The sequence below is a fragment of the Skermanella stibiiresistens SB22 genome (assembly GCF_000576635.1).
GTDB classification, from domain to species: domain Bacteria; phylum Pseudomonadota; class Alphaproteobacteria; order Azospirillales; family Azospirillaceae; genus Skermanella; species Skermanella stibiiresistens.
In genome coordinates, this window is sequence record NZ_AVFL01000005.1 from 59,929 (window position 1) to 84,563 (window position 24,635).

Here is a 24,635-nt window from a genome sequence, read left to right on the forward strand (position 1 = left end):
CCCGCCTCAGGCGAGGAAGGCGTTCTCCAGGGTGGTGGCCGAGTAGAACGACAGCGGGCCGGGGATGTTGGTGAAGCCCTGGAGGTTGGCCTTCATGGCGAACCCCTGCGAGCGCCATGCCAGGCCGACGATCGGCGCCTGCTCCAGCACCAGATCCTCGACCTGGGCGTAGATCGCGCGGCGCTTCTCCTGGTCGAACTCCGCCCGGCCCCGCTGGAGCAGCGCCGACAGTCCCGGCACCGTGATGCCGGTGCTGCGGATATACGAGGGAGCCGCCGCGTCGTCGATCAGGGCCGACAGGCTATCGGGATCGGCGCTCTCCATCGCCGTGCCGTTAACCGAGAACTCGTACTGGCCGCGGTTGCCGACCGCCACCCGCGTCGCCCAGTCGGGCATGTTGAGCGCCACCTGGATGCCGAGATCGGCCAAGTTCTGCTGGACCACCTCGGCGGTGTTCTTGTGCATGCCGTATTGGGCCGTGGACAGAAGCGTGCAGGAGAAGCCGCCGGCCATCCCGGCCTCGGCCAGCAGCGCCTTCGCGGCGTCCAGATCACGGCGCCAGCCCCGCGACCGGGCCTCGTCGTAATAGGGCGTGCCTTCCGGCAACGGCAGCCCCTCCAGGGCGCCGCCCCGGCCGAAGAAGGCGCTCTGCACGATGTCGTTCCTGTTGACCGCCAGCGCCACCGCGCGGCGCACCCGCGCGTCGGAGAAGGGACCCGACCTGCCGTTGAAGGTCAGGTACATGAAAGGCCCCAACGTGGTGTCCAGCTTCAGGTTCTTGTCCTGCTCGATCTGCCCCATGGCGGCCCAGGGGACATAGTCGATCAGGTCGACGTCGCCGGACTGCAAGGCCGCCACCCGCAGGTTCTCGTCCGGATAGGCCACGATCCTGACCGTCGCCAGCTTCGGCATTCCCGGCTTGTAGAAGCCATCGAACGCCTCCAGGTCGATCGAGACGCCACGCTCCAGCGACTTCAGCTTGAACGGTCCGGCCCCGACCGCGATGCTGTCGCGGCTGACCGTGCCCGGCGCCACGATCGGCATGTAATATGTCGCGAACCAGTCCGGCACCGTGACCGTCGGCTGCTTCATAATGAGGCGGACGGTTCGGGCGTCCGGCGTCTCGATCTTCTCGACGCCCTGGAACTGGTTCCGCATATAGGCGGTCGACTTCTCACCGGCGATCTGGTCCAGGTTCCACTTGACGTCCTCCGCCGTGACCGGGGCGCCATTGTGGAACTTGGCGTCGCGCAGGTGGAAGACCCAGCCGGTGTCGCCGTCCCGTTCCCAGCTTTCGGCCAGCTCGCCCTGGAGCTGGCCCTCGGCCGAGTAGGACAGCAGGCCGCGGTGGATCAGCGACGTGACGCTGCCGGTCGCGGCCCCGGCGTTGACCCAGGGCTGCAGGTTGGGCGGATATGTGGACAAGCCGATCGTGAGGTTGCCCGCCCGGCCCCCGGCACCCGCCGCTTGGGCCATGACCTTGCCGGCCATGCCGACGAGCGGCAGGCTCGCTCCTGCCACCAGAAAACCGCGACGGGACATCCGCATGGGAAAACCTCTTCTGAGCATAAGGGGATGGGATCGGGGTCAGCCCGTGAATTTGTAGATGTCGCGCGCCGTCTCGGGACTGATGCGGCGGTCGGCCAGATCGCGCTGGACCAGGGCGCGGTCGCGCAGCTCGGGCGGGCCATAGCCACCGGCGCCCGGCGTAATGATCTCGATGATGTCGCCCGCCCGCAGCAGGCCGGCGCCATGGTCGAACGGCTCGATGCCGGAGCTGAACTTGCAGTCGCCCCGTCCGCCCTCCTTGCCGCCCATCAGCCCCCAGGGCGACGACATCCAGCGGCCGCCATCCATCGCGACCCGGCATTCGGCCTCGGCGCGGTAGACCCGGCGCAACCCCATGCCGCCCCGCGTGGTCCCCGCCCCGCCGGAACCGTCGACCAGCTCGTAGCGCAGCAGCGTCAGAGGGTATTCCAGCTCCAGCGCCTCGCAGGGCAGGTTGGAGGTGTTGGTCATGTGGACGTGGACGCCGTCCAATCCGTCCTTGGTCGCCCGCGCGCCGAAGCCGCCGCCGATGGTCTCCAGATAGACCCAGGTGTTGCCGCTGCGGGGATCGACGCCGATGAAGGTGGCGGAGGCGCAGGCGCCGTTGCCCGCCGCCGTCAGCCGCTCCGGCACCGCTTGGGCCAGCGCGCCGTGGATCAGGTCGGCCACCCGCTGGCACGCGGCGATGCGGCCATTGACCGCCGCCGGATGGGAGCAGTTCAGGATGGTGCCTTCCTTGGCCGTCACCTCCAACGGGCGGGCCAAGCCGGCGTTGGGCAGGATGGTCGGGTCGACCACCGTCTTGACCGCGTAGTAGACGGTCGAGAGCAGCGCCGTGTAGACCATGTTCAACCCGGCGCGGACCTGCGGCGGGCTGTCGAAATGAAGCTTCATGGCGTCGCCCGCCACCGTGATCTCGACCGAGAATTCCAGTTCGCCGTCGATCTCCGGATTGTCGAACATGTCGGTGAAGCGGTAGACGCCGTCGGGGATCGCGGCGATGCCGGCGCGCATCTTGCGCTCGGCATAGTCCTGCAACGCCTCGCCCGCCGCCAGCACGGTGGCGCGGCCGTATTTGGCGCACAGGTCGCGCATCCGCTGGACACCCAGCCGGTTGGCGGCCACCTGCGCCCGCAGGTCCGACAGGCGCTCGCGCGGGACCTGGCAGTTCAACAGGATCAGTTCCTGGACGTCGGCCTGCAGCTCGCCGGCCTTGTACAGCCGGATCGGCGGGATGCGCAGGCCTTCCTGGTAGATGTGGGCGTGGCCGCGGTCGGCGAAATCGGCGTGGTGGGCGGTGTTGACCGCCCAGCCCACGATCTGGTCGTCGAAGAAGATCGGCTCGGCCAGCACGATGTCGGGCAGGTGCGTCCCGCCGCCCTCGAAGGCGTCGTTGCCGATGAAGATGTCGCCGGGCTGGATCCGGGACAGCGGGTTCCGCCGCATGATGTGCGGGATGATGCCGATGAAGCTGCCGAGATGCATCGGGATGTGCTCGGCCTGGCACAGCGTGTTGCCCCGGATGTCGAACAGCGCCGTCGAGCAGTCGCGCCGCTCCTTGATGTTGGTGGAATAGCTGGCGCGGACCAGCGCCTCGCCCATCTCCTCCGCGATCGACGAGAAGGCGCTGCCGATGACCTCGACGGTGATCGGATCCACCGGGGTGGCGGCCGGCGAGGATTCTTGATCCTTCGGGAGGGGCGTGCTCATGGCAGTTCCAGGACAAGGTTGAGGTAGGGCTCGACATGCGCGACCATGCCAGGCAGCACGACGGTGGTGGCGTCCATCTGCTCGACGATCGCCGGGCCCGTGATCCTGTTGCCGGCGTCCAGCTTGGCGCGGTCATAGACCGGGCACGACACCATGCCGTTCGCCTCCGGCAGCCAGACATCGCGCTTGCCGATGATGGCGCCGGACGCGTCCGGTCCGGCATCCGGGCGCGGCTTGAACGACGCCTTGGCGACCAGCCCGGTCGCCTCGATCCGGAAGGTGACGATCTGGATCGGCTCCTCCTCGGCGATGAAACCGTACATCCTCTTGTGCGCCGCCTCGAACCCGGCCACCAGCGCGTCCAGGGTCGCGGTGGTGACGGGACCGTCCGGCAGGGCCACCGCCAGCTCATAGTTCTGGCCGGCGTAGCGCATGTCGACCGTCCGTGTCGTCTGGCGCGCCGCTGGCAGCACCGCCTCGTTGACGAACCACTCCTCGGCCCGCCCGGTCAGCGCGTCGAAGGCGGTTTCGATGTCGGAAACCGCCTCGCCCGCGACCAGGGTCAGCCGGGTGACGGCGAAGTCGGCCCGCAGGTCGGTCAGCAGCAGGCCCATGGCGCACAGGATGCCAGGGGTGCGCGGCACCAGGATGCGCTTCATGTCCAGCTCGCGCGCCAGCCGGGCGGCGTGCAGCGGACCGGCGCCGCCGAACGCCATCAGGGTGTAGTCGCGCGGGTCGTGGCCGCGCTGGACGCTGATCACCCGGATCGCCTTCGCCATGTTGGCGGTGACGACGGACAGGATGCCCTGGGCTGTCGCCATGGTGTCCATGCCCAGCTTGTCGGCCAGCCGGCCGATGGCGGCCTTCGCCAAGTCCTGGCGGACGGCCATGCGGCCGCCGAGCAGATGCGTCGGGTTGAGCGTCTGGAGCACGACGTTGGCGTCGGTGACGGTCGGCTCCTCGTTACCCCTGCCATAGCAGACCGGGCCTGGATCGGCGCCGGCGCTGCGCGGCCCGACCTTCAGCAACCCGCCATTGTCGACATGGGCTATCGACCCGCCGCCGGCGCCGACCGTGTGGATGTCCAGCATCGGCGCCTTGATCGGATAGCCATGGACCACCGCCTCGCTCGCCAGCCGGCACTGGCCGTTCGCCAGCAGGGCGACGTCGCTGCTGGTACCGCCCATGTCGAAGGTGATCAGGTTGGGAAATCCCGCCACCTGCCCGATCACCTGTGCCGCCACCACGCCGGTGCTGGGACCGGACAGGACGGTGCGAACCGGCAGTTCCGCCGCCGCCTTGAAGCCGATCACGCCGCCATTGCTCTGGGTCAGGTGCGGCTTGGGCTTGACGCCCAACTCGTCCAGCCGATTGGCCAGCCGCTCGATATAGCCGTGCATGACAGGGCCGAGATAGGCGTTGACCACCGCCGTGGACATCCGTTCGTATTCACGGAACTCGGGCGCCACCTCGTGCGAGGTGCAGATGAAGGCCTCGGGGAACTCCTCCGCCACGATGCGGCGCACGGTGGCCTCGTGATCACCGCGCACGAAGCTGTAGAGGAAGCAGATCGCGACCGACTTCGCCCCGCTGGCGCGAAGCTGGCGGGCCGCGGCGCGAACCGCCTCCTCGTCGAGCGGAATCTCGACCGAGCCGTCGAACCGGACCCGCTCCGGCACCTCGATCCGCAATTCGCGATCGACCAGCATCTGGGGCTTGTCGGCTTGCAGGTCGTAGAGGTCGGGGCGCTTCTGGCGGCCAATCTCCAGCAGGTCGCGGAAGCCGTCGGTGGTGATCAGCCCGGTGCGCACGCCGCGGTGCTGGATCAGCGCGTTGGTGCCGACCGTGGTGCCGTGGCCGAAATAGGCGATATCGCCGGCGCTGGCGCCGATCTGGGCGATCCCCTCCTCGACTCCGGCCGCGATGCCGCGCGACGGATCGTCCGGGGTCGATGGCACTTTCCACACCTCGACCCGTTCCGTCTCGTCGTCGAACAAGCAGACATCGGTAAAGGTACCACCGGAATCGACACCGATACGCCAAGCCATTCCAAAAACCCCCTGTCGTTGGCACGATGCTACCGACAAGCGGGGAGAGGACGGAACCGTCTGTCCTCCGATATCAGTTATGCCAATGAGGCTCCAGTTTGCATGATCAGCTTTCAGCCATCGACGCCGTCCGCGGCCGCCGCAGCATCCGCGCCTTCACCTCCCAGCCGGTGCCGAAGGAGACGGTCGAACTTATCCTGGAGATCGCCAGCCGGGCGCCGAGCGGCACCAACATGCAGCCTTGGAAGGTCCACGTCGTCGCGGGTGCCGCCCGCGACGCCCTGTCGGCGGAACTGGTCGCCGCCCACCACGACCCGGCGGGAGCCGAGGCTGGGGAGACAGGGGCGGAATACCGCTACTATCCCGCCGACTGGTTCGAGCCCTATCTCGGCCGCCGGCGCAAGGTCGGCTGGGACCTCTACGGCATGCTGGGGATCGCCAAGGGCGACAAGCCGGCGATGGCGCGCCAGCACGGCCGCAACTACGACTTCTTCGGGGCGCCGGTCGGCCTGTTCTTCACGATGGACCGCAAATTGGAGCGGGGAAGCTGGCTCGACCTCGGCATGTTCATGCAGAACGTCATGGTGGTGGCGCGCGGTGTTGGTCTCGACACCTGCCCGCAGGCCGCCTTCATCAAGTTCCACGGCATCATCCGCCGCCACCTGGACATCCCCGAGGGCGAGATCCTCGTCAGCGGCATGGCGCTGGGCCACGCCGACCCGGACGCTCCGGAGAACAAGCTGGAAACCGACCGGGCGCCGCCAGCCGAGTTCGCCCGCTTCCACGGCTTCTAGATGGAGGGTCCGCACCGTATTGGAGCCGATCCCGAGGTGAGTTATCTTTAACACAGATAATGAGGATAAGAAGGGATGAGCACAGATAGTGAACTATGATCCGGCTGCCGGGCAATCCTCAGCTATCTTGGTTTCCGTGTCCATCCCTTCTTGTCCTCTTTATCTGTGTTAAGATAAAATTTTCATTAAAAATACCTGGAGAGTGACTTGAGATCTCCAAACCCCAGGAAGCATCATGCTTAAGCGGATCCTGCTCATCGCCCTGCTCACCTTGGGACAGACCCCGGCCCTGGCGGAGACGGCGCGGCATGGCTTGGCGATGTATGGCGAGCCCAAGTATCCACCGGGGTTCCAGCGCTTCGATTTCGTCAATCCCGACGCGCCCAAGGGCGGGTCGCTGGTGCTGTCGGCCATCGGCGGGTTCGACACGCTCAATACGTTCACCATCCGGGGACAGCCGGCGGCGGGTGTCACCAACACCTTCGACACGCTGATGGTGGAATCGCAGGACGAGCCGTTCACCCAATACCCGCTGGTCGCGGAGACGGTCGAACTGCCGCCCGACCGGGCTTGGGTGGCCTTCAACCTGCGGCCGGAGGCGCGGTTCCAGGATGGCCGACCGATCACGCCGGACGACGTGATCTTCAGCTTCGACATCCTGCGCCAGACGCACCCGTTCTACCGGGCCTACTACGCCAATGTCGCCAAGGTCGAGCGGACCGGCGACCGGACGGTGCGGTTCACCTTCGCTCCGGGCGACAACCGGGAACTGCCGCTGATCCTGGGACAGCTGCCGGTCCTGCCCAAGCATTACTGGGAAGGCCGTACCTTCGACCGGACGACGCTGGAGCCTCCCGTCGGCAGCGGCCCCTACAAGATCGCGAGGGTCGATCCCGGCCGGTCGGTCACCTATGAGCGGGTGGCGGATTACTGGGGCAAGGATCTGCCGGTCAATGTCGGGCGGTTCAACTTCGGCACGATCCGCTACGACTACTACCTCGATCCGACCGTGGCGCTCCAGGCGTTCAACGGCGGGCTGGTCGATTTCCGGGCGGAGAACTCGGCCAAGAACTGGGCGACCGCCTATGACCAGCGCTTGGTAGAGTCCGGCCGGATCAAGAAGGAGGAGATCAAGGTCGAGACCCCCGCCGGCATGCAGGGCTTCGTGTTCAACACGAGACGCCCGATCTTCGCCGACCCGAAGGTCCGTTACGCCATCGCACACGCCTTCGACTTCGAATGGGCCAACGCGGTGATGTTCTATGGCGCCTATCAGCGCTCCGACAGCTATTTCGAGAACTCGGACCTGGAGGCGGAGGGCCTGCCCAGCGCGGCGGAGCTGGAGATCCTGGAACCCCTGCGCGGCCAGATCCCCGACGAGGTCTTCACCGAGCGCTACGAGCCGCCCTCGGCCGGCGACCGCCGGGTGGTGCGCGACAACCTGCTGAAGGCGCGCGAGTTGCTGGAGGAGGCCGGCTGGGTCATTCGCGACGGACGGCGGGTCAACGCCACGACCGGCGAGCCCCTGACCTTCACCATCCTGCTGGACAGTCCGTCGTTCGAGCGGGTGGCCCTGCCCTTCGTCGCCAACCTGCGCCGGCTTGGCATCGACGCCCGCGTGCGGACCGTCGACGCCGCGCAGTACCAGAACAGGATCAGCGATTTCGATTTCGACATGACGACGGCCATCTGGGGCCAGTCGCTGTCACCGGGCAACGAACAGCGCGACTACTGGACATCGGCGGCGGCCGACCATACCGGCAGCCGCAACCTCGCCGGCATCAAGAGCCCCGCCGTCGACCACTTGGTCGATCTGCTGATCTCCGCCAACACCCGGGAGGAACTGCGAGCCCGCGCCGCCGCCCTGGACCGGGTGCTGCTGTGGGGACACTACGTCATCCCGCAATGGTACGCCGGCGTCTCGCGGGTCGCCTATTGGACCAAGCTGGAACACCCCCGCGACCTGCCACCCTACGGCATCGCCTTCGACGCGTGGTGGATCGCGGGAACGTCACAGGCGGCCAGGTAAGTCGCGTCAGCTTGCGGATCAACTTTGGGGAGCGTCGGTCGGCGGCGGCCACTTGCCGGCGGCGTCGCCCCACAGCTCGGTCAAGCGCGCGTCGCGGCCACAGGCGTAGCGGTAGTACTTGTATTTGAGGCTATTGGTATTGTGGTAGTCCTGGTGGTAATCCTCGGCGGACGTGAAGCCTTTCGGGTCCAGCGTGATCACCGGGGTCACGATGGCCTTGCCCAGGACCTTCTCGGCTTTGGCCTTGCTGGCCTCGGCCTGTCCGGCCTGCTCCGGCGTCAGCGCGAAGATGGCGGTCTTGTAGCTCTCACCCCGGTCGCAGAACTGACCGCCGGCGTCCACCGGATCGACCGTCCGCCAGAAATACGAGATCAACTGTCCATAGCTGACCTTGGCCGGATCATACGTCACCTTGACCACCTCGAAGTGACCGGTGCCGCCCGCCGAGACCTGCCGGTAGGTCGGGTTCGGCGTCTGGCCCCCCGCGTAGCCGGAAACCGTCTCCAGCACGCCGGGCACCTTGTCGAAGTCGGACTCGACGCACCAGAAGCAGCCGCCCGCCAGGATGACGCTCTCGGTCGGCCCGCTGGACGCACCAGCCGGCTTGGCCGCGGTCTGCGCGGCGCTCTCCCCCGTCAGGGTCAGGCCACCGGCGGCGCCGAGCGCCAGTAAACCCAGGGCGAGCGCCATGCGCCGCCCGGTGGGTGGCATCGCGAACTTGAACTTCATGGCGTGACCTCCGCGAGGGTTGGAACCGTTGGACTGGAATCTGGTGGATCGCCCCACCCAATGCCAGTCACGGTCGATCCCCGCGTGGTCACATGCTCGTGAGCCTCGGTCAGATCGCCTTGGCCGCGCGCAGCCGGTCGATGTCCTCCCTGGAAAGCCCCAGCGCCATCAGGATGGCGTCGGTGTGCTCGCCCAGCGCTGGCACCGGGTCCATGCGCGCGTCGGCGTCGCCGGGTATCCCCGGCGGCAACAGCGCCGGGATGGGGCCCTGTTCCGAGCCGACCTCGCGCCAGCGGTTCCGCGCCGCCAGCTGCGGGTGGCTCCAGACATCGGCCATGTCGTTGACCCTGCCATTGGCGATCCGCGCCTCGTCCAGCCGGGTGATCACCTGGTCGGTGTTGAGCGTGGAGAACGCCTCGGCGATGATCGCGCGCAGCTCGTCGCGGGCGCCATGCCGGCGGGAGTTGCTGGAGAACCGCTCGTCGGTGGCGAGCGCCGGCTGACGCAGCACGGTCTCGCAGAAGGCCAGCCATTCCCGTTCGTTCTGGAGGCCCAGCAGCACCGTCCCGCCGTCGCCCGCCGGGAAGGGGCCATAGGGATAGATCGTCGCGTGGCTGGCCCCCGCCCGCACCGGCGGCGGCGCGTCTTGGTAGGCGTAGTAGAGCGGGTAGTTCATCCACTCCACCAGCGATTCCAGCATCGAGACGTCGATATGCCGGCCTTGCCCGGTGTTGGCGCGGTGGAACAGCGCCGCCAGGATGTTGGAATAGGCGTACATCCCCGCCGCGATGTCCGCCACCGAGGCGCCCGCCTTCGACGGCGTGTCCGGCGTGCCGGTGACCGACAGGAAACCGGCCTCGCCCTGGATCAGCAGATCGTAGGCCTTGCGGTCCCGGTGCGGTCCGTCGTTGCCATAGCCCGAGATGTCGCAGACGATGATCCCGGGCTTCTCGCTGGCCAGCGCCTCGTACGAGATGCCGAGCCGGGCGGCGGCGCCCGGCGCCAGGTTCTGCACCACCACGTCGGCCTGTTCGAGGATCAGGCGCTTGAGGACCGCCTGGGCCTCCGGGTTCTTGAGGTCGAGCGTCAGGCTCTCCTTCGACCGGTTGGTCCAGACGAAGTGGGAGGCCAGACCCTTGACCCGCTCATCGTAGCCGCGCGCGAAGTCGCCGACGCCGGGGCGCTCGACCTTGATGACGCGGGCGCCCAGATCGGCCAGCTGGCGCGTCGCGAAGGGAGCCGCGATGGCGTGCTCCAGGGTGACTACCGTGATCCCCGCCAGGGGCCGTGTGGATGCCGTGCTCATCGGATCACCGCCGTCGCGTCCATGGTCAGCCAACCCTCGTGATCCATCGCCCATAGGTGGAATGTCTTGCCGTCGTCCAACGCCTCGCCGCACACCGAGAAGGGATTGATGTCGAAGGTCGGCCGCACCGCGCGGAACTCGTACTTGACCACCTCGGCGTTGGGAAGCCGATGGCGCAACTGGTCGAGCAGCAGCGTGGCGATCAGCGGGCCGTGGACGACCAATCCCGGATAACCCTCCGTCTCGGTGACGTAGCGGCGGTCGTAGTGGATGCGGTGGCCGTTGAAGGTCAGGGCCGAATAGCGGAACAGCAGCACGTCGTCGGTCCGCCACTCCCGCTCCCAAGCGCTGGATGGCGGGCCGCCGGGTGACGTCGCGGCTTTCGGTGGCGGCGCCACGTCGTCGGGCTTGGGCGCGTCGCGGTAGACGATGTCGTGGAATTCCGTGATCGCCAGGGTGTCTCCCCGGCTGATCTTGTGCCGGACCTTGACGAAGACCAGCGTGCCGGTCCGTCCGGACTTTTCCGTCACGTCCTGGATGGTCGACGTCCTGGTGATGGCGTCGCCGATCCGGAGCGGTTCGTGGAATTCGAACTGGCTGCCGGCCCACATCCGGCGCGGCAAGGGAACCGGCGGCAGGAAACCGCCGCGCTTGGGGTGTCCGTCGGGACCGATCTTCGACTGGCGTTCCATCGGGAGGAAACAGAGCCAGTGCCACAGGGCCGGCAGCCGCGTGCCCTCGGCCGGTCGGCCGGCCGGGCGGTCGAGCGTCGCGGACAGGCCGGCATAGGGCGCCGCCGTCACCGTGTCCGACATCGTCTCGCTTCGGCCGATCCATTCACTGAAATCCACGGTCAACTCCCTGTTATTTTTTCCGCCGGTGGTGTCCAGTTATAACCCGTCCAGACCTTCGCGCATCCCCCCGCCCGAGGAAAAGTGTTTTCAGCCCACGGCACGAACCATCCCAGGAGACCCACAGTGCGGATCAAGGTGATCAACCCCAACACCACCGCCGGCATGACGGCGAAGATCGGCGAGGCGGCGCGCGCCATAGCCGCTCCCGGCACGGAGATCCTGGCGGTCAACCCAGCCTCCGGCCCGGTCTCGATCGAGGGACATTACGACGAGGCGATCAGCGTGCTCGGCGTGCTGGACGAGATCCGGAAAGGCGAGGCCGAGGGCTGCGACGGCTATGTCATCGCCTGCTTCGGCGACCCCGGCCTGCTGGCGGCGCGCGAGGTCGCGACCGGCCCGGTGGTCGGCATCGCGGAGGCGGCGATGCACGCGGCCAGCTTCATCTCGACCGGCTTCTCGGTCGTCACCACGCTGACCCGCACCTGCGTCATCGCCGAGCATCTGGTCGAGCGGTACGGCATGGTCCACGCCTGCCGCAAGGTGCGCGGCACCGACATTCCCGTGCTGGAACTGGAGGAGACGGGTGATGTCACGTTCCAAACCGTCGTGGCCGAGTGCCGCCGGGCGGTGGCGGAGGACCGCTGCGGCGCCATCGTGCTGGGCTGCGCCGGGATGGCGGATCTGGTGGCCCGGGTCCAGGACGAGATCGGCGTGCCCGTGATCGACGGAGTCGCCGCCGCCGTCGTCCAGGTCGAGGGGCTGGTCCGGCTGGGCCTTGGCACCAGCAAGCACGGCGACCTGGCATGGCCGCTGCCCAAGACCTACACGGGCGACTTGGCCCGCTTCACGCCGACCCGTCGGTGAGAGGGTCGCGTGATCCAGGTGCCTAATCCGCCTTGGGCACCCCGACCTTGGACAGCACGTCCACCAGCCGCTCCATGTGGTCGGCCAGATCCTCGATGTAGGGTTTGCGGCTGATGGCGCGCTCGTCCATGTAGAGCGCTCGGTTGATCTCGATCTGGAGCGCGTGGATACCCATGCGCGGCCGGCCATAGTGCCGGGTGGTGAAGCCGCCGGCGTAGGGAGTGTTGCGGTTGACCACGAACCCTTGGTCGCGCAGCGTCCGCTCGGCGGTTTCGATCAGCTGCGGCAGGCAGGAACTGCCGTAGCAATCGCCCAGCACGAAATCGACCTTGGACCGGGCGGACGGCCCCTCGCCCGGCGCGCCACCGGACGGCATAGAGTGGCAGTCGATCAGCACGCAATAGCCGAACCGGTGGCGCGTCTGGTCGACCAGGCGCTTCAGCGCCGCGTGGTAGGGGTGGTAGAACCGGTTGACCCGACCCAGCGCGTCGGCGAAACGCAGCTTGCCGCGATAGATCTCCTCGCCGTTGGCGACCACCTTGGCGATGGTGCCAAGGCCGGCGGCGACGCGCGGCGACCGGGTGTTGACATAGGCCGGCAGCGCGTCGGCGAACATCTCCGGGTCCAGTTCGAACGCCTCGCGGTTGGCGTCGAGGAAAGCGCGGGGAAACAGCGCGCGGATCAACGGCGCGCCCAGCAGCGGGGCCGCCAAGAAGATCTCGTCGACGAAGCTGTCCTCCGACTTCCGAAGGGCGAAGCCGTCCAGCTTGGCGGCCGCGAGGAACTCCGGCGGATACAGTGATCCACTGTGCGGCGAGGCCAGCACCAGCGGAAGCGTTTGGACCGGCGGCGCCAGGATCTCGAAAACCTGGGCCCGGTCCGCATCGGCGTCGAAATGGCGATCCATAGCTAATCTTCTGTATCCGAACTGGACCGATCTGTCATCTGATGATGCTTCGGCGATGATGATGACACGCTCCGGCGGCCCCATGGATCCTGTGCGGAAGGTTTTTGCTTTTTCGTGAATGAGAGAGCTTGCGAGCCCGACGGAGGTTTGCTAATCACCCGTCCACCGCAGCGAGGCACCGCCTCGCGGGTTCGGGACAGAGCGCGGCGCTCCATTCAAGGACGTGGCGTTGACATCCTGGACAGCGGTGTAGTACTGACGACCTCGCGGACTTCCAACCACCGAAGTCCGCACGAGAATGGGCGCTTAGCTCAGCGGGAGAGCACTTCCTTGACATGGAAGGGGTCACAGGTTCAATCCCTGTAGCGCCCACCATTCTCGATAAAGGCGTCGATCATCCTCCGGACCATGGTCCGTGAGCGAATGCTTCCTCAGCCTATCCCCACCCCTACCTGTCCAACGTTTTGACGGGGGCCTCAACGCCACCCCGGCCATGCCGCGTTCCCGGCAGCCGCCGATCGGCATGCCCGCCAACTCCTCCACACGGCGGCCCTCATCTCGTTTTGGCAAAAAAAAGGCCGTGGCGAAAGCCACGGCCCAAGTCTAGGGAGGAAACGCCCAAGAAGTGCGTTACAGGATCAACCGCGTCAGTGACACCATCGATCCCGCACTGCACAATATGATCGAGTGTTTTCCTGAAATCAAGGGAAAAAAGAAATCCGCATTAGGACAAGCGGTTAACCAACTCGTTGAACCTGCAACTGTCCTGATTGCGAACAATATATGCTGCGGTGCGACATAAAGCGCACCGGTCCATGGCGGTTTGGCGGCGGATAAATCCCGGATGGGCCTGCTCGGCGTGCGATCGGGAATCGTCCAAAAGGTATGACCAATTTGCCAGAACTCAAGGCCTGTCCGATGAAAAATCAACCGCGATCGTGGCTTACGGAAAGGCCGCTGGCCGTTTTCTTCCACGTCCGGAAGGTCCGCGACGCCGTCTCATGCGTTTAGCCCTATGCCGACACCGGTGGCACCTCTGGATGGCGACCCTGGGGCAAGTGCCGGAAACGACGGTTTTTCATGTCGGCATAGGTTGAACGAGGCAGGCGGCCAGCATGGACGATAAAGATAACCAGACCCAAATCGACCACACCCTAACCGACTTGCCAGACGCCTCATCGAATTGGGCGCTCTTCCTGGATTTCGACGGCACGCTCGTGGAGATCGCGAGCCAGCCCGATGGTGTCGAGGTCGCGGCGGGATTGCCTGAACTGCTGACACGGCTGAACGACGCGCTGGGTGGCGCGGTGGCGCTGGTCAGCGGACGCGGCCTGGACGACATCGACCGCCTGCTTGGCGCCAATTCCTTGGCTGCGGCTGGCCAGCACGGATTAGAACGGCGGGACTCCGCCGGCCAGCGCACGACCGCGACCATCGACCGCGGGGCCTTGGCGGACATCACCGAAGCCTTGGAACGGTTCGTGGCCACCCACCCCGGCACCCGGCTGGAGCCGAAGGGCATGACGGTGGCGCTCCACTTCCGCAACTCCCCGGCGGCGGAGGCCGAGGCGCGGGCGGTGACCTCCGGGTTGATGGAGCGGCACGGCGCGGCCTTCCACGTGCAGGAAGGCAAGATGGTGCTGGAGGTCAAGCCGAAGGGCTCGACAAAGGGCACCGTGGTGGAACACCTCCTGTCCGAGCCGCCCTTCGTCGGGCGCGTCCCCGTGTTCATCGGCGACGACGTGACCGACGAGGATGGTTTTCGCGTCGTCAACGATCACGGCGGTCTGTCGATCCAGATCGGCACACGCCTGCCGACGGCGGCCCGCGCGCGCATCGCGTCGGTCGGCGAGTTGCATGCTTGGCTTGGGGACATCGCCGACCGGCTCGCCCCGGCGGCCATTCGTCCCGGTGACGAAGCCGGAGACGCCTGACCGATGGGCGATCTCAATCTGGCACTGATCGGCAATTGCAGCTTCACCGCCCTACTCGATACCAACGCCCGCATCGTCTGGTCCTGCCTGCCGCGTCCCGATGGCGATCCCGTCTTCTGCAGCCTGCTCAACGGCGCTGGCGGCGCCACCGGCGACGGACCGCCACCCGACTGGGGCTACTATGAGATCGACCTGCTGGGCCACGCCGGGTCCGAGCAGCGCTACCTTCCCAATACCGGCATCGTCGAGACGATCCTGCACGACGGTAACGGATCGGCGGTGGAGATCCTCGATTTCGCGCCACGCCACCAGCACCATGGCCGGTCCTACCGGCCGACCACGATCATCCGCTTGGTCCGCGCCCTGCGCGGCAATCCCCGCATCGTCGTCCGGCTGCGGCCGCGCTTCGACTATGGCGAGGTCGAACCGGCGATCACGCGCGGCAGCAACCACATCCGCTACGTCTCCGCCGACAAGGTGCTGCGACTCAGCACCGACGCGCCGATCGCCTATGTCCTGGACGAGACGCCTTTCGTCCTGGATGAACCGATCACCCTGATCCTCGGTCCCGACGAACCGTTGCGCGCCCCAATCGACGAGACCGGCCGCCGGCTGCTCGACCTGACGCGCGACTACTGGCGGCAATACGCCCGCTCGCTGGCCCTGCCCTTCGAGTGGCAGGAGGCCGTGATCCGCGCCGCCATCACCCTGAAAATGTGCACCTTCGAGGAGACCGGCGCCGTCATCGCGGCGGTCACCACCTCGATCCCGGAGGCGCCGGGAACGGCGCGCAACTGGGATTACCGGTTCTGCTGGGTGCGCGACGCCTATTTCGTGATCCAGGCGCTCAACAGCCTGGGCACCACCGTCACGATGGAGAACTATCTCCACTACATCACCAACATCGTGGCCGGGGCCGCGAACGGGGCGCTGCAGCCGGTCTACGGCATCGCGCAGGAGATGAGGCTGATCGAGCGCGAGGCCTCCGGTCTCGCGGGCTATCGCGGCATGGGTCCCGTCCGGGTCGGCAACGCCGCCTACGCGCAGCTTCAGAACGACAGCTATGGTGCCGTGATCCTCGCCTCGGCGCAGGCCTTCTTCGATCAGAGGCTGGCCCGGCCGGGCGGCATGGACCTGTTCCATCGGTTGGAGACGCTGGGTGATCAGGCGGTGCGGCTCTACGACAAGCCCGACGCCGGGCTGTGGGAACTCCGCACCACCGAGCATGTCCACACCTTCTCGTCGGTGATGTGCTGGGCCGCCTGCGATCGCCTTTCCCGGATCGCGGCGCAGCTTCGGCTGGACGAGCGGGCCGCCCATTGGCGCGAGCACGCCGACACGATCCGGCAGACCGTGCTGGAGCGGGCCTGGAGCCCCAATCTGAACAGCTTCGTGGACGCCTATCGCGGCGGTGACGGGGCCGACGAGGACGAGGATCCCCATGTCGTCGGCATCGGCAAGATCGACGCCAGCCTGCTGCTGATGCACGAGCTGCGCTTCATCGAGGCGCGGGACCCCCAGTTCCTCGGCACCCTGGCGGCGATCGAGAGCACGCTGAAACGGGGCACCATGCTGTACCGCTACGTCGCCAAGGACGACTTCGGTTATCCCGAGACGGCTTTCACCATCTGTACCTTCTGGTATATCGACGCCCTCGCCGCGATCGGCCGCAAGGACGAGGCGCGCACGCTTTTCGAGCGGATGCTGTCCCACCGCAACCACGTGGGACTGCTGTCGGAGGATATCGACCCGGCCACCGGCGAACTCTGGGGCAACTATCCCCAGACCTACTCGATGGTCGGCCTGATCAACTCGGCCATGCGGCTGAGCAAACCCTGGGAGGAAGCGTTTTGAGCAGACTGGTAGTGGTGTCGAACCGGGTCGCTCCGATCGACGAGGGCAAGCAGTCGGCCGGCGGCCTCGCCGTCGCCGTGCTGGCCGCCCTCAAGAAGACGGGCGGCATCTGGTTCGGCTGGAGCGGCGACGTCGTCGCGGCGCCGCCCTCCGCCCCCAGCCTGACGCCGGTGGGACGCCTGACCTACGCGACGCTAGACTTGGCGAAACGGGACTACGAGGAATATTACAACGGCTACGCCAACTCGACCCTGTGGCCGTTGTTCCATTTCCGGCTCGGACTGACCAATTTCAGCCGGCGCAACTACGCTGGATACCAGCGCGTCAACGCCCTGTTCGCCTCCAAGTTGGCGCCGTTGCTGGAACCGGACGACATGGTCTGGGTCCACGACTACCACCTGATCCCCTTCGCCGAGCAGCTTCGGCTGATCGGCTTGAAGCACCGGATGGGCTTCTTCCTGCACACGCCGTTCCCAGCACCCGAGATCCTGGTGGCGTTGCCCAATCACGAGGATATCGTCCGCGCGCTGTGCGCCTATGACGTGGTCGGGTTCCACACGCTGTGTGATCTGCGCTGCTTCATCAACTACATCCGGTTCGAGGCGCGGGGCACCGTGACCGACCGGGGTCCAGGCGAAGGCTATTACATCCACGCGTTCGGCCGCACCCTGGTCGCCCGATCGTTTCCGATCAGCATCGACACGGAACCGCTGGTGGCGCTGGCGGCGCAGGCCGCCCACACCCGCCAGACCCAGCGGCTGCGTGACAGTCTGGTCGGGCGCGACCTGATCATCGGCGTCGACCGGCTGGATTATTCCAAGGGCCTGCCGCAGCGGTTCGAGTCGTTCCACCAGCTGCTGGAGAACTATCCGGCCAACCGGGGCCATGTCTCGTTCCTCCAGATCGCCCCACCGTCACGCGCCGACGTGCCGGAATACATCGCGATCCGCAAGGAGCTGGAAACCCTGAGCGGCCACATCAACGGCCGCTTCGCCGAATTCGACTGGGTCCCGATCCGTTACCTGAACAAGAGCTTCACCCGCAGGTCGCTGGCCGGGTTCTTCCGCGTCAGCAAGGTCGGACTGGTGACGCCGCTCCGCGACGGCATGAACCTGGTCGCCAAGGAATACGTCGCCTGCCAGGATCCCGAGGACCCCGGCGTTCTGGTGCTATCCCGCTTCGCGGGGGCGGCGGAGGAACTCGGCTCCGCGCTGATCGTCAACCCCTATGACATCGAATCGGTCGCCGACGCGCTGCAGCGGGCGCTCAGCATGCCCTTGGCGGAGCGCCAGCAGCGTCATCAAGATCTGATGGCGGTGCTGCGCCGGAACGATATCTCGCATTGGCGCGAGAATTTCGTCAACGCGCTGAGCAAGGCGCCTTACGATAGCTGAGTGACGACGGCCGAGACGCGCCGAATACCAGGCTTGGCGGCAGACGGAGGGGAATGGATGACAGGAACACGCTATCTCGTCGCCGATATCGGCGCGACCAACGCCCGGTTCGGCTTGCTGGACGCGACCGGCCGCCTGCTCCACACCCGCACCCTGCCTTGCGCGGGCTATCCAACCCTGCAGGCCGCCGGGCTGGCCTATCTGGCGGCGGCCCAGCCGGACACGCATCCGGTGGAGGGCGCCATCGACATCGCCGGCCCCGTCACCGGCGACGTGCTGACGATGACCAACCATCCCTGGACCTTCTCGGTCAAGGGCACCCGCGACGCGCTGGGGCTGCGCCGGCTGGAGGTGGTCAACGACTTCACGGCGGTCGCCATGTCGATTCCGCTGCTGACCGAGGCCGACCGCCTTCAGATCGGCGACGGCTCCCCGGTCGCGGGCGAGGTCATCGGCGTGATCGGCCCCGGCACCGGCCTCGGCGTCTCCGGCCTGATCCACGGTCCCGGCGGCTGGACTCCCCTCGCCGGGGAGGGCGGCCACGTCACCATGGCGCCGGTGTCCGACCGCGAGGGCGCCGTGCTCGACCTTCTGCGCAAGAAGTTCAACCATGTGTCGGCGGAACGGGTGATCTCGGGCCAGGGGCTGGTCAACCTGTACGAGGCGCTGTCCCTGCTCGACAACCGGGAACCCGAGGCGCTGGAGCCGGCGGACATCGCGGGCCGGGGCTTGGACGGCACCGACAAGATCTGTGTCGACGCGTTGGAGATGTTCTGCGCCATGCTCGGCACGGTGGCTGGCAATCTGGCGCTGACCCTGGGCTCGCGCGGCGGCGTCTACATCGCGGGCGGCATCGTTCCCCGCCTGGGCTCGTTCTTCACCCACAGCCGCTTCCGCAAGCGTTTCGTGGAAAAGGGCCGCCTCCGCGACTACCTAGGCCCAATCCCGACCTATGTGGTGACCCACGAGCTGCCGGCGTTCCTGGGACTGATGGCGGTGCTGGCGAAGGGGTGATCCGCGACCCTAGCGCCGCAGGTCCTTGACCACCGCCAAGGTCACGCCGAAGCGCTGGACCTCGGACACCACTTGGCCGAACATGGTGAAGTTGCAGCCGGCTTGGGTCCATGAGACCAGGAAGTCGGCCTGCTCCGGTTCGCTGACCAGATGGAACTGGCGCGGCAGGAAGTACATCACCGAGGTTGGATGGCCGCAGACGAAGACGGAGATCTTCTCCGTGCTCTCCAGCCGGCCGCCGCTTTCGTTGGCGACGTACTCATCGAGGTCGTAGGCCGCCTCGCGCAGCGCCGCCCCCCAATAGTCCAGCTCGTACCGCCACTCGGCCCCGGCGATGCCACCGGCGATCCGGTTGTAATAAATGTACTCGTACGGGTGCAGCGCCGCCATGGTCCAGAACTGCGCCACCACCGCCGCCGTGAAGGGCAGCGCCAGCATGCGGGCGCGGAGGCGGGAGCGGTGGTCGGCGACCGCCGCCCATAACCGGTCGAACCCCAGACCGGCCAGGATCGCCATGGGAGGCAGCACGAACAGGAAGTGGCGGAAGCCGTTGTACAGCACCGGGTGGCTGATCAGCACGTAGACGATCGGGAAGACCGCGGCCAAGGCCACCAGCGCCACCTGCAGCCGGTTGGTGCCATCCACCAGGAACGGCGGCCTCACCAGCGCCCGCCCACCGAACCAAGCCGCCAGTCCCAAGCCCACCAGCACCAGTTCCGGCAGTTGAAGACCCAGCATGGTCGTCAGGTATGTCACCGGCAGATCGTCGGCCGAGATCCACCTTCCGCCGAACAGCACCTCGTTGGGCCAGGGAAACGCGGAGAACTTCAGGAAGGCGCGCAGCGGGTTCAAGGGCTCCAGATGGGCCCAGGGCCAGATCACGACCATCACCAGCCACGCCACCGGCAAGGCGGGAGCCAATCGCCCCAGGATGACGAGAGCTTGCCATGCCGCCGATGAGACGTCGCGGCGCGCCCGCGCGACCTGCCAGAGATGGCCGCCAATCGCGGCCGCCAGGAAGAAGACCGCCAGCACGCCGCCGATCCGCGTCCCCAGCGTCAGTCCCAGCACCACTCCGAACCCCACGATCAAGCTCCAGCGTGGACGGGGCAACTCACCGAGGATCAGCGCCGAGAGATGGAGGCACCAGATCATTCCGCAGGCGAACGGGATGTCCTTGGGATTGGAGAACATATGGCCGTAATAGGCCGGCAGCAGCGCCAGCAGCAGCAGCGCGAAGAAGCCCGTCCTCTCGCCGCCGATCAGGCGCGCCAGCCTCCAGACCCCCGCCATGCCGAGCAATCCGATGGCGCCGCCCAGCAGATGCCTGGTTTCATAGGCGCCGAACGGCGAAACCCGTTCCAGCAGGCCCGCCGCCATGTCGAAACCACCACCATAAAGGTAGAGATTGTCGAAGTTGAAGGCGGAAAGGTCTTGGAGGCCCGACGTGTAGTACTTGATCAGCAGCAGGCCATATTCCCGCTGGACCTCCTCATCCCAAATGATGCCGTAATTGGGGAAAGTCAGGAAGATCAGGATGCCGATGGAGAGCAGCAACCCCAGCGCCAAGTCGTCGAACAGGCTGCGGGGGAGCACTCCCGCAACCACCCGATCGAAGGTGGATTGCGGAAGCCGTGGATCGATCGCGGTCATCGGCGCGGAACCGGTCAGGCTTCGCCGCGTCGCGCCGCGGACAGGTCCGCGCCGCGTCTGGTTTCAGCCTCGTGCGCCAGTGGGGCCGGCGCCGCGCGGCCGTGGATCGAGCGCACGATATAGAGCGGCCGACCCTTCACCTCGTCGAACACCCGGCCCAAGTAGTCGCCGATGATGCCCAGGGTCAGCAACTGGACGCCGCCCAGGAACAGGACGGTGACGATGATCGACTCATATCCGGGAACGTCGATGCCGTAGAACGCGGTACGCAGCAGGCGCAGCACGATATAGCAGAACGCCAGGGCCGAGATCGCACCGCCGATCAGGCCCCAGACACGGAGCGGGAAGGTTGAGAACGCGGTCAGGCCGACCATGGAGAAGCGGAGCAGTTTGAGGAAGCCCCACTTGGTCTCGCCGCTGGCCCGTTCACCCTGGAAGAACGGCACCGTCGTCTGGCTGAACCCGACCCACGCGAAGATGCCCTTCATGAAACGGGTGCGCTCCGGCATGCGGTTGATGACGTCGACCACGACCCTGTCGAGCAGGCGGAAATCGCCAGCCTCGCGCGGCAGCGGCACTTCCGACATGCGGTCGAACAGCCAATAGAACATGCGGGCGCCCAGCCGGTTACCGGTGGACTGACCCGTCCGCGCCTCGCGGATCGCGATCACGACGTCGAAGCCCTCGCGCCACTTGGCGACCAAGTCCGGCAGCAGTTCCGGCGGATGCTGGAGATCGGCGTCCATCGGGATCACCGCGTCACCGTCGGCGATCGACAACCCGGCGGACAGCGCCGCCTCCTTGCCGAAGTTGCGCGACAGGTCGACCACGCGCACCCGCGGTTCCCGCGCGTGGACGGCGGTCAACCGCTCCAGCGTGTCGTCCTTGCTGCCGTCGTTGACGCAGACGACCTCCCAATCCATCGGCAAGGTGTCCAGCACCGCGAAAAGGCGGGCGAACAGCGGCTCGATGTTGGCGGACTCGTTGTAGCAGGGGATGACCAGCGACAGCAGCCGGCGTCCCGCCCGGTCGCGCTCGGGCGCGGGCGGACGGGCTTCGAATTGCTTCACGACCGACGATACCGCATCCAGGGAAGACATGATCTCGAATGCCCGCCATGGCGGAGCGCCGTTCAAGTTTGGCCGCCCGCCGTCAAGGTTGTCACAGTAATACCGATGCGTTCTATATCACGGCCAAACGCCGTATACCAAACACTCAATTATTACTATTTGTTAAGGAATGTGACCACTTACCTACCTCGATTTCGCCATGATTCTGCCTTTTTCCTCGACCTGGGAGGAAGAGTCCGCGACGCTGATGACTCGGGCGGGATTACCTCCGACCACCTCTCCATTTTCCACCGGACGCGAAACGACCGCGCCGGCGGCGACCACGCAGCCCTCGCCAACATTGGCCATGACGATGGCCCCCTCGCCGATCCAGGTGTTCCGCCCGATCGTCACGAAGCGCGCCCGATCCCGGGTGAACGGAACAAGCCGCCCTTCGGCGTCGAAGCCATGCTGCCTTTTGCCGCTAAGGATGCTGACACGCGTCGCGATCAGTGAACCGTCACCTATTTCGGCGTCGCCGATCACCGACATCGGACCGATATAGACCCCTCTCCCGATCCGCGCGTGGCGGCTGGAGAACCACGTCAGAAAGCCGATCTCGCAGTCCGGCGGGCATTGATCCAGGGTGAGCCTCGCGAAGGCCCGCCGCAGGAAATTTCCCGGTAGTCCCGGCACCAGCGAGAACGCCTGCCCAGCCAGCGTGAACACGTCGCCGCGCTGGCTGAACCGCGCCTCGATCAGGCACAAGCCTGCCGCCGGCGCCGCCATCAGGAAGCACGCGCCGTCGATCAGCGACTTGACCAAGGTTCTCGGACCGGACCCACCCATCATGGCGCTGTTGGAGCACGGCGCCGGGCGGGCGGCAATTGGCCATAACGGGTAAGCCTGGAGCGCGAAAACGGGGACCGTCTTGGCCTTCCCGCCTGAAAAAAGGTCTTGGCCGAACCCACCCGGCTGTCGGAATGTGCCGGATGATCCGAAGTGGGGACGGTGTCACCGGGTTCGGCGTTGATGGAAGGAATGGGAACTTGGCGCATTACGATCTGGCGGTCATCGGCGGCGGCATCGTCGGCCTGTCCCACGCGCTGGCCGCCGCGCGGCGGGGGCTCCGGGTCTGCGTCATAGACCGCGAGCGGCGCTCCAACGGAGCGTCCATTCGAAACTTCGGCTTCGTCACCGTCACCGGCCAGCGCGCCGGCGTGACGTGGCGCCGGGCGATGCGCAGCCGCGACATCTGGGCGGAGGTGGCGCCCCAGGCCGGCATTCCCGTCCTGCACCGCGGAACCGCCGTCATCGCCCACCGGCCCGAGGCCATGTCGGTCCTGGAACAATTCGCCGCCGGAACGATGGGCGCGGATTGCCGCCTACTCGACCCCGCCGAGGTGGCGCGCGCGATGCCGGTGGTCAGGCCGGGCATCCAGGGCGCGCTGTGGAGCCCGCATGAGCTGCGGGTCGAACCGCGCGAGGCCTTGCCGAAGCTGGCGACTTTCCTGGCGGCGGCGCATGGCGTCGATTTCATGTGGGGCGTCCAGGCGCGCGGGATCGAGCCCTCGGGGCGGGCGGCCGGAGTCGACACCACCACCGGCCGTGTCGACGCCTCCCGCGTCGTCGTCTGTCCCGGCGGCGACCTGCTGACCTTGTTTCCCGAGACGCTGGCGAAGCGCCAGCTTACCCTGAGCAAGCTCCACATGCTGAGGTTGGCACCCCAGCCATCCGGCTGGACGCTTCCGGGCTCGATCATGCAGGATCTCAGCCTCGTGCGGTACGAGGGCTACACCGATCTGCCCGGCGTGCCGGCCCTGGCGGCGCGACTGCGGGCGGAAGCCGGGGACGCGCTGGACAATGGCATCCACCTGATCGTCGTGCGGAGCGCCGACGGCTCGCTGGTGGTGGGCGACAGCCACCACTATGACCAGACGCCCGACCCCTTCGCTCCCGCCGAGGTGGACGACATCATCCTACGCCACGCGGCAGAGACGCTCGACATACCCAACATGACCGTGACCGAGCGGTGGCTTGGGACCTATCCGTCGTCCGCGTCGGAAACCGCCTTCGTCGACAACCCGGACCCCGCCGTGCGGATCGCGGTCGTCTCCAGCGGCACCGGCATGAGCACCGCCTTCGCGATCGGCGAAGAGGTAGTGGCCGATCTGTTCGGCGACCAATCCGCCGCTTGACGGTTGCTTGGGGGCGATGATCCACCCGTCATCCCGGCAGGATCATCCAGGCTCCCGCTCCGGCTGGTCCATCCGCTCCTCCATCCGCCGTTCGAACCGGGTCAGCATCTTCAGGAGCATGGCGATCTCCTGCTCCCTCAGGAGGTCGATCTTCTGGTGCAGCAGTTCGATCTCCAACTCGGCCTTGGTGTTGACCTCGTAGTCGTGCTGGGCGTTCATCCGGTCGATATCGCTCTGCCGGTTCTGGCTCATCATCAGCACCGGGGCGGTGAAGGCCGCCTGGAAGGACAGGACGAGGTTGAGCAGGATGAAGGGATAAGGATCCCATGCGCTCCACCAAGCGAATAGGTTGGCGAGTATCCAGATCGTCAGCAGGACGGACTGGACGATGATGAATCGCCAGGAACCGACCACGCTTGCGACCGCGTCGGCCAACCTGTCACCCAGCGCCGGCTTGGCCAGATCGGAGGGGGGGATGCGCGCCGGCTTGCGATGGCGCAGACGCGACAGGAGCTTGTGCTCCTCCTCGGTCAAGTGAGCCCGTAGGCTCGCCGCCTTGCCATTGGCTCCGGATGTGGCCCCCGGAATGGCATCTTCCGACATGTTTTCCTCCAGCGATCCGCCCGCCTGACGCGGGCGGCGGATCATGGGTCCTCCCGCCGCCTCCGCGCAATCGCCCGTCGTCGTGACACAGCCATCCACCATGCGTCATCCTCGTCATGCGCGAACTATGGCATGGACGCGAATGCG

General features: G+C 66.8%; 19 protein-coding genes and 1 tRNA gene. 9 read left to right on the forward strand and 11 right to left on the reverse strand.

Annotation, left to right across the window (positions count from 1 at the left end):
• Window positions 1-6: 6 nt before the first annotated feature.
• From N825_RS08435 to N825_RS08445, 3 genes are read right to left on the reverse strand one after another with little or no spacing between them, the layout of a single operon-like run.
• Window positions 7-1,548, reverse strand: a complete 1,542-nt coding sequence (locus tag N825_RS08435; RefSeq protein ID WP_037449736.1) for an ABC transporter substrate-binding protein — start codon at window positions 1,546-1,548, stop codon at window positions 7-9.
• Window positions 1,549-1,587: 39 nt separating this feature from the next.
• On the reverse strand, window positions 1,588-3,258 hold the full coding sequence (locus N825_RS08440) for a hydantoinase B/oxoprolinase family protein (RefSeq protein ID WP_051511732.1): 1,671 nt from the start codon (window positions 3,256-3,258) through the stop codon (window positions 1,588-1,590).
• The gene (locus N825_RS08445) at window positions 3,255-5,306 is read right to left on the reverse strand and encodes a hydantoinase/oxoprolinase family protein (protein ID WP_037449740.1); all 2,052 of its coding nucleotides are present in this window, start codon (window positions 5,304-5,306) and stop codon (window positions 3,255-3,257) included. The genes N825_RS08440 and N825_RS08445 overlap by 4 nt, the downstream gene beginning before the upstream one ends.
• A 98-nt stretch (window positions 5,307-5,404) precedes the next feature.
• Between N825_RS08445 and N825_RS08450 the strand changes: the two genes are divergently transcribed.
• Both N825_RS08450 and N825_RS08455 read left to right on the forward strand, forming a co-directional pair.
• Window positions 5,405-6,100 (forward strand): nitroreductase, encoded by a 696-nt coding sequence (locus tag N825_RS08450; protein WP_037449744.1) that lies wholly within the window; start codon window positions 5,405-5,407, stop codon window positions 6,098-6,100.
• Between the two features lie 235 nt (window positions 6,101-6,335).
• Window positions 6,336-8,129: an extracellular solute-binding protein gene (locus N825_RS08455; protein ID WP_037449746.1), complete on the forward strand. Its 1,794-nt coding sequence runs from the start codon at window positions 6,336-6,338 to the stop codon at window positions 8,127-8,129.
• Window positions 8,130-8,147: 18 nt separating this feature from the next.
• On the opposite strand, the gene msrA is transcribed toward N825_RS08455, so the two are convergent.
• The 3 genes from msrA to N825_RS08470 all read right to left on the reverse strand — a co-directional run bounded on the left by msrA (window position 8,148) and on the right by N825_RS08470 (window position 11,015).
• On the reverse strand, window positions 8,148-8,858 hold the full coding sequence (msrA, locus tag N825_RS08460) for a peptide-methionine (S)-S-oxide reductase MsrA (protein ID WP_198038233.1): 711 nt from the start codon (window positions 8,856-8,858) through the stop codon (window positions 8,148-8,150).
• 109 nt (window positions 8,859-8,967) lie between these two features.
• Window positions 8,968-10,164: a CaiB/BaiF CoA transferase family protein gene (locus tag N825_RS08465; RefSeq protein ID WP_037449748.1), complete on the reverse strand. Its 1,197-nt coding sequence runs from the start codon at window positions 10,162-10,164 to the stop codon at window positions 8,968-8,970.
• The gene (locus tag N825_RS08470) at window positions 10,161-11,015 is read right to left on the reverse strand and encodes an HTD2 family dehydratase (protein WP_037449750.1); all 855 of its coding nucleotides are present in this window, start codon (window positions 11,013-11,015) and stop codon (window positions 10,161-10,163) included. Before N825_RS08470 ends, N825_RS08465 begins: the two co-directional genes overlap by 4 nt.
• A gap of 126 nt (window positions 11,016-11,141) precedes the next feature.
• On the opposite strand from N825_RS08470, the gene N825_RS08475 reads away from it, so the two are divergent.
• Window positions 11,142-11,882: an aspartate/glutamate racemase family protein gene (locus N825_RS08475; RefSeq protein ID WP_037449752.1), complete on the forward strand. Its 741-nt coding sequence runs from the start codon at window positions 11,142-11,144 to the stop codon at window positions 11,880-11,882.
• 22 nt (window positions 11,883-11,904) lie between these two features.
• On the opposite strand, the gene N825_RS08480 is transcribed toward N825_RS08475, so the two are convergent.
• A complete protein-coding gene (locus N825_RS08480) occupies window positions 11,905-12,789 on the reverse strand; it encodes an N-formylglutamate amidohydrolase (RefSeq protein WP_037449755.1) in 885 nt (294 codons plus the stop codon).
• Between the two features lie 300 nt (window positions 12,790-13,089).
• Here N825_RS08480 and N825_RS08485 point away from each other — a divergent pair.
• The 5 genes from N825_RS08485 to N825_RS08505 all read left to right on the forward strand — a co-directional run bounded on the left by N825_RS08485 (window position 13,090) and on the right by N825_RS08505 (window position 18,985).
• Window positions 13,090-13,164 (forward strand) — tRNA-Val (locus N825_RS08485).
• A gap of 740 nt (window positions 13,165-13,904) precedes the next feature.
• The gene (gene otsB / locus N825_RS08490; RefSeq protein WP_051511733.1) at window positions 13,905-14,723 is read left to right on the forward strand and encodes a trehalose-phosphatase; all 819 of its coding nucleotides are present in this window, start codon (window positions 13,905-13,907) and stop codon (window positions 14,721-14,723) included.
• A 3-nt stretch (window positions 14,724-14,726) separates the two neighbouring features.
• The gene (locus tag N825_RS08495) at window positions 14,727-16,577 is read left to right on the forward strand and encodes a glycoside hydrolase family 15 protein (RefSeq protein WP_037449758.1); all 1,851 of its coding nucleotides are present in this window, start codon (window positions 14,727-14,729) and stop codon (window positions 16,575-16,577) included.
• Window positions 16,574-17,971 carry an alpha,alpha-trehalose-phosphate synthase (UDP-forming) gene (otsA, locus tag N825_RS08500; protein WP_037449761.1) on the forward strand — a complete coding sequence of 466 codons (1,398 nt, stop codon included), beginning with the start codon at window positions 16,574-16,576 and terminating at the stop codon, window positions 17,969-17,971. The genes N825_RS08495 and otsA overlap by 4 nt, the downstream gene beginning before the upstream one ends.
• Window positions 17,972-18,028: 57 nt before the next feature.
• On the forward strand, window positions 18,029-18,985 hold the full coding sequence (locus tag N825_RS08505) for a glucokinase (protein ID WP_037449764.1): 957 nt from the start codon (window positions 18,029-18,031) through the stop codon (window positions 18,983-18,985).
• 9 nt (window positions 18,986-18,994) lie between these two features.
• On the opposite strand, the gene N825_RS08510 is transcribed toward N825_RS08505, so the two are convergent.
• From N825_RS08510 to N825_RS08520, 3 genes are all read right to left on the reverse strand, one after another.
• Window positions 18,995-20,638, reverse strand: a complete 1,644-nt coding sequence (locus N825_RS08510; RefSeq protein ID WP_051511734.1) for a glycosyltransferase family 39 protein — start codon at window positions 20,636-20,638, stop codon at window positions 18,995-18,997.
• 14 nt (window positions 20,639-20,652) lie between these two features.
• A complete protein-coding gene (locus tag N825_RS08515) occupies window positions 20,653-21,738 on the reverse strand; it encodes a glycosyltransferase family 2 protein (RefSeq protein ID WP_063833699.1) in 1,086 nt (361 codons plus the stop codon).
• A 153-nt stretch (window positions 21,739-21,891) separates the two neighbouring features.
• Window positions 21,892-22,512: an acyltransferase gene (locus N825_RS08520; RefSeq protein ID WP_051511735.1), complete on the reverse strand. Its 621-nt coding sequence runs from the start codon at window positions 22,510-22,512 to the stop codon at window positions 21,892-21,894.
• A gap of 224 nt (window positions 22,513-22,736) precedes the next feature.
• Here N825_RS08520 and N825_RS08525 point away from each other — a divergent pair, with 224 nt between their 5' ends.
• Window positions 22,737-23,885, forward strand: a complete 1,149-nt coding sequence (locus tag N825_RS08525) for a TIGR03364 family FAD-dependent oxidoreductase (RefSeq protein WP_037450197.1) — start codon at window positions 22,737-22,739, stop codon at window positions 23,883-23,885.
• 42 nt (window positions 23,886-23,927) lie between these two features.
• Here N825_RS08525 and N825_RS08530 read toward each other — a convergent pair whose 3' ends face one another.
• A complete protein-coding gene (locus N825_RS08530; protein ID WP_198038235.1) occupies window positions 23,928-24,590 on the reverse strand; it encodes a DUF1003 domain-containing protein in 663 nt (220 codons plus the stop codon).
• Between the last annotated feature and the right edge of the window lie 45 nt (window positions 24,591-24,635).

Coding starts and splice junctions, on each gene's coding strand:
- N825_RS08435 (WP_037449736.1), bottom strand. CDS start 1,548: ATGCGGATGTCCCGTCGCGGTTTTCTGGTGGCAGGAGCGAGCCTGCCG.
- N825_RS08440 (WP_051511732.1), bottom strand. CDS start 3,258: ATGAGCACGCCCCTCCCGAAGGATCAAGAATCCTCGCCGGCCGCCACC.
- N825_RS08445 (WP_037449740.1), bottom strand. CDS start 5,306: ATGGCTTGGCGTATCGGTGTCGATTCCGGTGGTACCTTTACCGATGTC.
- N825_RS08455 (WP_037449746.1), top strand. CDS start 6,336: ATGCTTAAGCGGATCCTGCTCATCGCCCTGCTCACCTTGGGACAGACC.
- msrA (WP_198038233.1), bottom strand. CDS start 8,858: ATGAAGTTCAAGTTCGCGATGCCACCCACCGGGCGGCGCATGGCGCTC.
- N825_RS08465 (WP_037449748.1), bottom strand. CDS start 10,164: ATGAGCACGGCATCCACACGGCCCCTGGCGGGGATCACGGTAGTCACC.
- N825_RS08480 (WP_037449755.1), bottom strand. CDS start 12,789: ATGGATCGCCATTTCGACGCCGATGCGGACCGGGCCCAGGTTTTCGAG.
- otsB (WP_051511733.1), top strand. CDS start 13,905: ATGGACGATAAAGATAACCAGACCCAAATCGACCACACCCTAACCGAC.
- N825_RS08495 (WP_037449758.1), top strand. CDS start 14,727: ATGGGCGATCTCAATCTGGCACTGATCGGCAATTGCAGCTTCACCGCC.
- N825_RS08505 (WP_037449764.1), top strand. CDS start 18,029: ATGACAGGAACACGCTATCTCGTCGCCGATATCGGCGCGACCAACGCC.
- N825_RS08510 (WP_051511734.1), bottom strand. CDS start 20,638: ATGACCGCGATCGATCCACGGCTTCCGCAATCCACCTTCGATCGGGTG.
- N825_RS08515 (WP_063833699.1), bottom strand. CDS start 21,738: ATGTCTTCCCTGGATGCGGTATCGTCGGTCGTGAAGCAATTCGAAGCC.
- N825_RS08530 (WP_198038235.1), bottom strand. CDS start 24,590: ATGGTGGATGGCTGTGTCACGACGACGGGCGATTGCGCGGAGGCGGCG.